Annotated in this window: 6 protein-coding genes; 3 read left to right on the top strand and 3 right to left on the bottom strand. The window is 44.9% G+C overall.

Features of this window, described 5'->3' with window-relative positions; genetic code table 11:
• Positions 1 to 142: 142 nt before the first annotated feature.
• The gene (locus V7Q33_RS12815; protein ID WP_333820082.1) at positions 143 to 1,660 is read right to left on the bottom strand and encodes a malate:quinone oxidoreductase; all 1,518 of its coding nucleotides are present in this window, start codon (positions 1,658 to 1,660) and stop codon (positions 143 to 145) included.
• Between the two features lie 177 nt (positions 1,661 to 1,837).
• On the opposite strand from V7Q33_RS12815, the gene V7Q33_RS12810 reads away from it, so the two are divergent.
• The 3 genes from V7Q33_RS12810 (at position 1,838) to V7Q33_RS12800 (ending at position 5,055) form a co-directional block, all read left to right on the top strand.
• Positions 1,838 to 2,968 carry an L-dopachrome tautomerase-related protein gene (locus V7Q33_RS12810; protein ID WP_331981068.1) on the top strand — a complete coding sequence of 377 codons (1,131 nt, stop codon included), beginning with the start codon at positions 1,838 to 1,840 and terminating at the stop codon, positions 2,966 to 2,968.
• A gap of 200 nt (positions 2,969 to 3,168) precedes the next feature.
• Complete coding sequence (locus V7Q33_RS12805; protein ID WP_333820081.1) at positions 3,169 to 3,915, top strand: DUF72 domain-containing protein; 747 nt, start codon at positions 3,169 to 3,171, stop codon at positions 3,913 to 3,915.
• A 273-nt stretch (positions 3,916 to 4,188) separates the two neighbouring features.
• Positions 4,189 to 5,055, top strand: a complete 867-nt coding sequence (locus tag V7Q33_RS12800; protein WP_333820080.1) for a 3-keto-disaccharide hydrolase — start codon at positions 4,189 to 4,191, stop codon at positions 5,053 to 5,055.
• A gap of 42 nt (positions 5,056 to 5,097) precedes the next feature.
• Here the strand turns inward: V7Q33_RS12800 and V7Q33_RS12795 are convergent, their stop codons facing one another.
• Positions 5,098 to 6,444 (bottom strand): sensor histidine kinase, encoded by a 1,347-nt coding sequence (locus tag V7Q33_RS12795; protein ID WP_333820079.1) that lies wholly within the window; start codon positions 6,442 to 6,444, stop codon positions 5,098 to 5,100.
• Positions 6,445 to 6,459: 15 nt separating this feature from the next.
• On the bottom strand, positions 6,460 to 7,833 hold the full coding sequence (locus V7Q33_RS12790; RefSeq protein ID WP_333820077.1) for a sigma-54-dependent transcriptional regulator: 1,374 nt from the start codon (positions 7,831 to 7,833) through the stop codon (positions 6,460 to 6,462).
• Between the last annotated feature and the right edge of the window lie 114 nt (positions 7,834 to 7,947).

The raw sequence follows: 7,947 nt of genomic DNA, 5'->3' as shown, positions 1-7,947 counted from the left end.
AGTAAGAAGTAAGGAGTAAGAAGTAAGGAGAATAGCGGAACGACACCTTCTTATTTCTTACTTCTGGCTTCTTACTCCTGATAAAAAAAGGACGACCGCTTTATCGCAGTCATCCTTTCTTTAAAGAATTATAGTATGTCCTTTACAATACTGTCACGGAGTTGAGTCCGAGCACTTCGTTGGTGAAGGCTCTGGTTTCGCGGAGCAGTGCAGGGCTGTTGGCCAACGGCTGGCCAAATGAAGGAATCATTTGCTTCATTTTAGTTTGCCACGCTTCGGTTTTAACTTTATCAGGGAAGCAACGTTGCAGCAGCGTGATCATGATCGATACGGCAGTAGAAGCTCCAGGCGATGCGCCCAGCAAGGCTGCTATACTTCCGTCAGCAGCGCTTACTACTTCCGTACCAAATTCCAGCACGCCTACATGTTCTTTATCTTTCTTGATTACCTGCACACGCTGTCCGGCAACTTCCAGTTCCCAGTCTTCCATTTTGGCTTCCGGGTAAAATTCCCTCAACGCCTCCAGACGATCTTCGGGTGACTGACGAACCTGGTTAATCAAGTATTTAGTCAACGGTATATTATCGATACCCGCTGCCAGCATCGGTATAATGTTGTCGTGTTGTATCGATTTGATAAGATCGAGGTATGAACCTTCCTTCAAAAACTTGGTTGAGAACCCGGCATAGGGGCCGAACAGCAATGCACGCTGACCGTTGATTACGCGTGTGTCAAGGTGCGGCACTGACATGGGAGGAGATCCAACGGATGCCTTGCCGTATACTTTAGCCTGATGTTGATCAATCACGGCAGGGTTAGTACATTTCAGCCACTGGCCACTTACTGGGAAACCTCCAAAGCCGCGGCCCTCCGGAATATCAGATTTCTCCAGCAGGCGAAGAGAACCACCGCCCGCACCGATAAACACAAACTTGGCGCGTACTTTTCTTTTCTCGCCCGTGTCTCTGTTTTTTACTTTCACGCGCCACGTGCCGTTATCTTCTTTCTTCAGATCCTTTACATCATAATTGAAGTGCATTTGAACACCCGGCATTTCCTGTAACATGCCAAACATATTACGGGTCAGTGCTCCGAAGTTTACATCGGTGCCCAGATCCATGCGTGTAGCCGCTACTTTTTGATTGCGATCACGCCCCTGCATGGTCAGCGGCATCCACTGACTAAGCTGATCACGATCTTCTGAATATTGCATGCCTTTAAATAAGGCGTTTGTTTGCAGTGCTTCGTAGCGTTTACGAAGGTAGTTTACATTTTCATCGCCCCATACAAAGCTCATGTGTGGTATAGGCGTGATGAATGTCTCCGGCAATTGAAAATTTTTCTGTTGTGTAAGGAAAGCCCAGAATTGTTTCGAGATTTCGAATGATTCTGCAATTTTTATAGCCTTGGAAATATCGATTGATCCGTCTTCGCGTTCAGGTGTGTAATTGAGTTCGCAGAATGCGGAATGTCCTGTACCCGCATTGTTCCACGCATCGGAGCTTTCAGCAGCCGCAACATCCAGACGTTCAAAAATTTGTATCGTTAGTCCAGGTTCCAGTTCTTTCAGCAAGACGCCCAGTGTGGCGCTCATAATCCCGGCTCCGATCAACACTACATCACTTTCTGTATTTTGGGAATTACTATTCGTATTTGCCATGACTGTGTGCTATATATAGGTGTTAAAAGAGATGGTAAACTTATAAAAGTATTAACTAATTCTAATGAATAAAGTTTGGGCCTGAAGTGATGACAACGTTTTCGGAGAAAAAGATTTTTTCAAAAAAGGTACAGGCATACTTTTTTCCCTTTACCCTGTAGAAAATGTCTATGGGTTATGATCAACGAGCGAGGGTTAGTCAGGGTAATCGCCTGGCTAATAATGGTATTGCCATGGATGGCGTGCCATGAGGAGTTAAATACTGGCGGAACAGAAGGTTCCAATCCCGGTGGTACAAATGCACAGGTTACGGTTGTTGCCAATTCATTAAAGCAATGGACCGGCGTAGCAATTTCGCATCAGTCGCGAACTGATAAAGCAAGGTTGTTTGCAAATTATCCGAACTGGTCGCCCGACCATCAAACGTCTGTGGTGGATATCACCGATCCTGCCAAAGCCACACCTTATCCTGATGAAAACTGGAATACATGGTCGCCCGGTATGAAACCGGAAGAACACTTTATTTGTGTGCAGTCAGTATATATTGATCGTAACGATTATCTCTGGGTGCTGGATGCCGCCAATCCCAGGCGCAACGGTACCTATACTGGCGTGGTAAAGGGCGGCGCTAAAGTAGTACAATTCGATTTAAAGACGAACCGGACTGTGAACGTGATTGTGATCGATGAACCTGCCATTACCACCAACAGTTACCTCAATGATATACGCATAGATGAGCAACGGCAGATTGCCTACATAACAGATTCCAACGAAGGAGCAATTGTCGTGGTCGATCTGGATACAGGCAAATCGTGGCGCATGCTTGCGAACAACCCTGCTACAAAATCTGAAGATCTTGTTTTGACCATTGACGGTAAAGAATATCTGACCCAAAACGGTGAGCATCCTGAAGTGCACAGCGATGGTATAGCACTAAGCCCCGATGGACTATATCTTTATTGGCGTCCGCTTACCGGAGAAAGCTTATATCGTATCGCTACAACCTTGTTGATATATCCGGATTTTTATCCTGGTAAACTGGATGAATCTGTAGAACACCTGGGAGAATTTCCTCCATCCGATGGTATGATTTTCGGCCAGGATGGTAAGCTATATTTAGCGTCCGTAGAAGAAAGCGCGATACGGGTATATGATGGAAACACAACGCATATTGTAGTACAGGACAGTAATTTTCGCTGGCCCGACTCCTTTGCGGTAGGTCCCGATGGATCACTCTACGTAAGTTCATCCCAATTAAACGATCTCCATCCAGAACAACCGTATCGCATACTGAAGTTTAAACCGTAAGGAAATAGCTGCTGGCTTCAAGTTGCTGGAGGTGTGGGCGTGGTGAGAGTGTGTGTATGTCTGCGTGATCTGCGGGAGCTTGTGTAATCCTGTGGGAGATAATGGCTTGTTGGGTACACGTTAATCATTATTCGCAGGGTAGTGGCGAAAGATATAGTGTATTTCGAATAACGTGTAACCAGTAACGCATAACGATTCTCATGGAGTGGAAAATAGGTTGTTCAGGATTTTCATATAAAGAATGGAAAGGTATATTTTATCCCACCACGCTGCCGCAGCGCAAATGGTTTGAATATTACTGCGAGTGGTTTAACACGGTAGAGCTCAATGTAACTTTCTATCGCTTCCCTCGTGTGGCCGATCTGGCCGGTTGGTATAAACGCAGTCCACAAAATTTTGTGTTTGCTGTTAAAGCTCCGCGCGTCATAACACATCTAAAGCGTTTTAAAGATACGGGCAATGATTTGCAGTTGTTTTACAACACCGTTCGTGATGGACTGGGTGATAAACTCGGATGCATACTTTTTCAGTTACATCCTGCAATAATCTATAGTGAGTCTATGCTGTCGCGCATTCTGGAATCGTTAGACTACGCTTTTGTAAATGTTATAGAGTTTCGGCACGAGAGCTGGTGGCGTAATGATGTTATACAGGCCTTCAGGCAACACCATGTATGTTGGTGTGGTATCAGTTATCCGCAGTTACCGGAAGACGTTTATCATACTGCCCCCGTGGTATATTATCGGTTTCATGGCGTGCCGCAGTTATACCATTCTTCGTACGATGCAGCGTTTATGAAACAGATTGGTGATCGAATTAAAAATTTTCAGGGGGTGAAGCAAGCCTATCTATATTTTAACAATACAGCCAGTGGTAATGCCGTGACGAACGCCGGTAATTTTCAGGATATGTTTTCAGCTGGACAGAATTTGTTTCCCGTATCTTGATAACTATCAATAAACACCCTCTCACTTCACGTCCATTAACTCGAAGCTAACGGCTCACAGCTATCACAAAAAAACAGGCCCGGTATGACTAGCATCATCCGGGCCTGTAAACCTAACCTACTCTACCCTTGCCACTACTTATTAAATTGCTATGCCATGCGTTTTAGGCTCATATAAACGGTTTTAAGATCGAAATTGTGGAACACTTACCCCAATTATGTTTATTATAATCACCATTACTTTATTACCTTGCCTGCGTACAATTTTTACACTATGGCAAGACTCCTGTATATACTTGGTATGTTATTAAGCAGTGTCTATGTTACTGCACAATCTTCTGCGCATAAAAAAGAATGGATAAAGTTATTTAACGGTCGCGACATCAATGACTGGATCGTGAAGATACACCATCATGATGTTGGCGTAAATTTCGGAAATACATTTCGTGTAAAAGATGGCATTATCCAGGTGCGATACGATCAGTATGGTGATTTCAATGATCAGTTTGCCCACCTGTATTACAAGCAACCATTCTCTTATTATCACCTGAAGGTAGAGTATAGATTTACAGGACAGTTACAGAAGGGTGCTCCGGATTATACCTTACGAAACAGTGGCATTATGTTTCACTCGCAAGATCCGCGCACCATGCCTAAGGAGCAGGATTGGCCTATATCGGTAGAGATGCAATTGTTAGGCGGATTAGGTGATGGTAAACCCCGTACTACCGGAAACATGTGCTCGCCCGGTACTGCCATTGTATATGAAGGCAAACTGGATGAAAGACATTGCATCAACTCAACCTCCAAAACGTATGATGGTGACCAATGGGTACATGCCGAGCTTATTGTGTTGGGCGATTCTCTGATCACGCATATTATTAATGGCAACACCGTGATGCGCTATAGCAAACCACAAATGGCAGGTGGTGTGGTAAAGAATTATGACTCCACGATCTGGCAACCCGGAAAGCCATTACGCGAAGGCTTTATAGCACTGCAAAGCGAAGGACAGCCGGTAGATTTTCGAAACGTGGAGATACTGCCGCTCAAAGGATGCATGGACCCGAATGCCGTTAACTATAAAGATTATTATGTTGCATCCGATCCAGCCTCTTGCCGGTATAAAAAGAAAAAGTGAGCAGATTTATATATAGCTGCCAGGCAGGCAATGGTTATAATGCTACTGACCTTTAAATAAAAGATAAAAAGAAGTCTTCTCCCCGGGAGTGGATGTTACCTGGATATTGCCACCATGCAAACTCATAATCTGTTTCGAAAGGCTTAACCCGATGCCGGAGCCTTCTTTTCGGGTAGAGAAGAACGGTATAAAGATCTCGCTCATTTCTTTTTCGCGAATGCCTGCGCCATTATCATATACCTCCATCACCACATGCCTCTCCCGACGATAGGCGCGAAGTATTATCATTTTGTCGGTTGTATGGCGCAGGGCATATATACTGTTGGTGATGAGGTTTATGATTACCTGCTCGATCAGGTTGCTGTCGGCCGTGATGTATAGCGACTCTTCTTCTACTTCTGTCGCTATGTGAATGTGCTGTCGCTTCAGCTCGGGTTCCATGAGTGTAGTAATGGTTTTGAGGAAAGGCATGAGCATAATTGGCTGCAGCACAGGCTTGGGTACTCGCGTTAGTGCACGGTATTTTTCTACAAAATTCAGGAGGCCTTCACTTCGTTTGTGAATTGTATTCAAAGAAAAACGAATGTCACCCAGCGTTTCTGTAGTAACCGCCTCAACCGGTTTTAGCTGGCCTTGCTTTTCAGTAAGCATACTCTGCATCGTTTCTGTAAGTGATGCAATGGGCGTTACGGAGTTCATAATCTCATGCGTAAGAATACGAATGAGCTTATGCCAGGCTTCAATTTCTTTCTGCTCAATTTCAGAATGGATGTCTTGTAGTGTTATGAGTGTATAATTTTTATCAAGGATGCGCGAAGAGCTTACCTGCACAGCCAGTGAGGTAGTGGTATAATTGCGTTTCAATTCAATCAACCGGCTTCCATGTTCTCCGAGCATGGTAGTAATCCACGGATTGCGTTGCTCAACCAGTGCAAGATTTCGTGTGCCCTGCGCTTCCAGCAATTTTTCGGCACTGGCGTTCATGAGCGCAATCTCGTTGCCTTCTATCGATACTATACCAATGGGAAGTTGGTTGATGAGCAACTGCAGAAATTGATACTGTGCTTCCTTTTCAATCTTTACCTGCTTGTAGGCATCGAGTATCTGCAACATACTGCTCTCCAACTCACGAAACGATTTTCCTTTTTCTCCTTCATGAATCGAAATCACAAAGTCACCGTGAAGTACACTGAGAAAAAAGCGTGCGAGCTCGCGGTTGGTGCTATTGATATAGCGGAAGAGCTCCACAAGCTGAAGTATAAAAATGATGGTGAGTGTAACAGCATTGAAGAACATCTGCGATTGCATATACACCCATGCCAGCACAAAGATGGTAATGGCTAACAGTACAATCCGGATAACGACCTGGATAGAGAAGCGTTTCAGCATACGAATATAATTTCGTTAGATACCATGTCGCTTCATTCTCCGGTATAGTGCGGTACGTGTTAAACCCAACGCTTTTGCTGTGGTGCTCACATTGCCCTGGTTATTGGCCAGCGACTGTTGAATAAATTTCTTTTCCATTTCGTCAAGCGTTTGTGGTGTCTGTGTCTGCTCTTTCGGAATGTGTAGTGTCGTACTGTTGATGAGCAGATCAACGGATTCAATCACCTTGCTTTCGTTGAGTATTACTGCGCGTTCAATGGCGTGTTGCAGTTCGCGGATGTTTCCGGGCCAGTGATATTTTTTGAGTTTGCTCATCACGGCTTTATCGATCTTCATGCCCGGGCGTTTATACTTTTGTCCGTAACGCGCCAGAAAATGTTCTGCCAGCAAGGGTATATCTTCCGTTCGCTCCCGCAATGAAGGTACGCGTATCTCCACGGTGTTGATCCGGTATAGCAGGTCTTGCCTGAATTTCTTTTCGAATACCATTTCATGCAGCGGCATGTTGGTAGCACAGATCAACCGGAAATCTACCGGTATATCTTTCGCAGAGCCTACGCGTTGTATGGTGCGATGCTGCAGTACCGTGAGGAGTTTGGCTTGCAGCGGCAACGAAAGATTGCCGATCTCATCGAGAAACAATGTGCCGCCCGAAGCAATTTCAAAACGGCCCGCTTTATTCTGACGTGCATCGGTAAAAGCACCTTTCACATGACCAAAGAGCTCGCTCTCAAAAAGTGTTTCACTGATGGCACCTAAATCAACATTCATAAATACCTGGTCGCTGCGTGATGACTGCCGATGGATAGCCCGTGCCACGAGCTCCTTACCTGTGCCGTTCTCGCCCAGTATCAATACATCTGCATCGGCCGAAGCCACCCGGGCAATGAGTTCGCGCACGCGTTGTATGGCAGGCGATTCGCCAATGAAATCGCTATAAGAATAATTCAAGTCATCGCTCAGCTTCTCTTGTGTTTCCTTCAGCTTTTCAACTTCTTTCTTCGACTTGCGCAGTTGTATGGCAGCGAGTATAGTAGCCATCAGCTTCTGATTCTTCCAGGGCTTCAACACAAAATCAGTAGCTCCATTCTTGATCGCTTTTACAGCAAGGTCTACTTCACCGTAAGCGGTTATCAAAATGACCACGGCTTGTGGATCGGTTTTCAGAATCAGGTTGAGCCAATGGAATCCTTCTTCACCGTCATTGACACCTTTGGTAAAATTCATGTCAAGCAGAATGGCATCGTACTCGGTTTGCTTCAAGAGCACCGGTAATTTTTCGGGCGTTTCTTCAATGTGTATAGTAGCAAACTCCTGTTTCAGAAACATGCGCGCAGTTTCCAGCACATCGCGGTCGTCATCAATTATCAATACCTTGGCAGGAATCATTTTTAGGATAGCTAGTGATTTTTGAATCCGATAAAGGTATAAAATTGTATCAGATACAAACATACGAGTGTATCGAAAGCGATACAGGTATAGAAACATGATTGAGCGTTGTAT

The organism is Ohtaekwangia sp. (assembly GCF_036786105.1).
In the GTDB taxonomy this organism is placed as follows: Bacteria; Bacteroidota; Bacteroidia; order Cytophagales; family Cyclobacteriaceae; genus Ohtaekwangia.
This window is presented reverse-complemented; position numbering and strand designations above follow the sequence as displayed.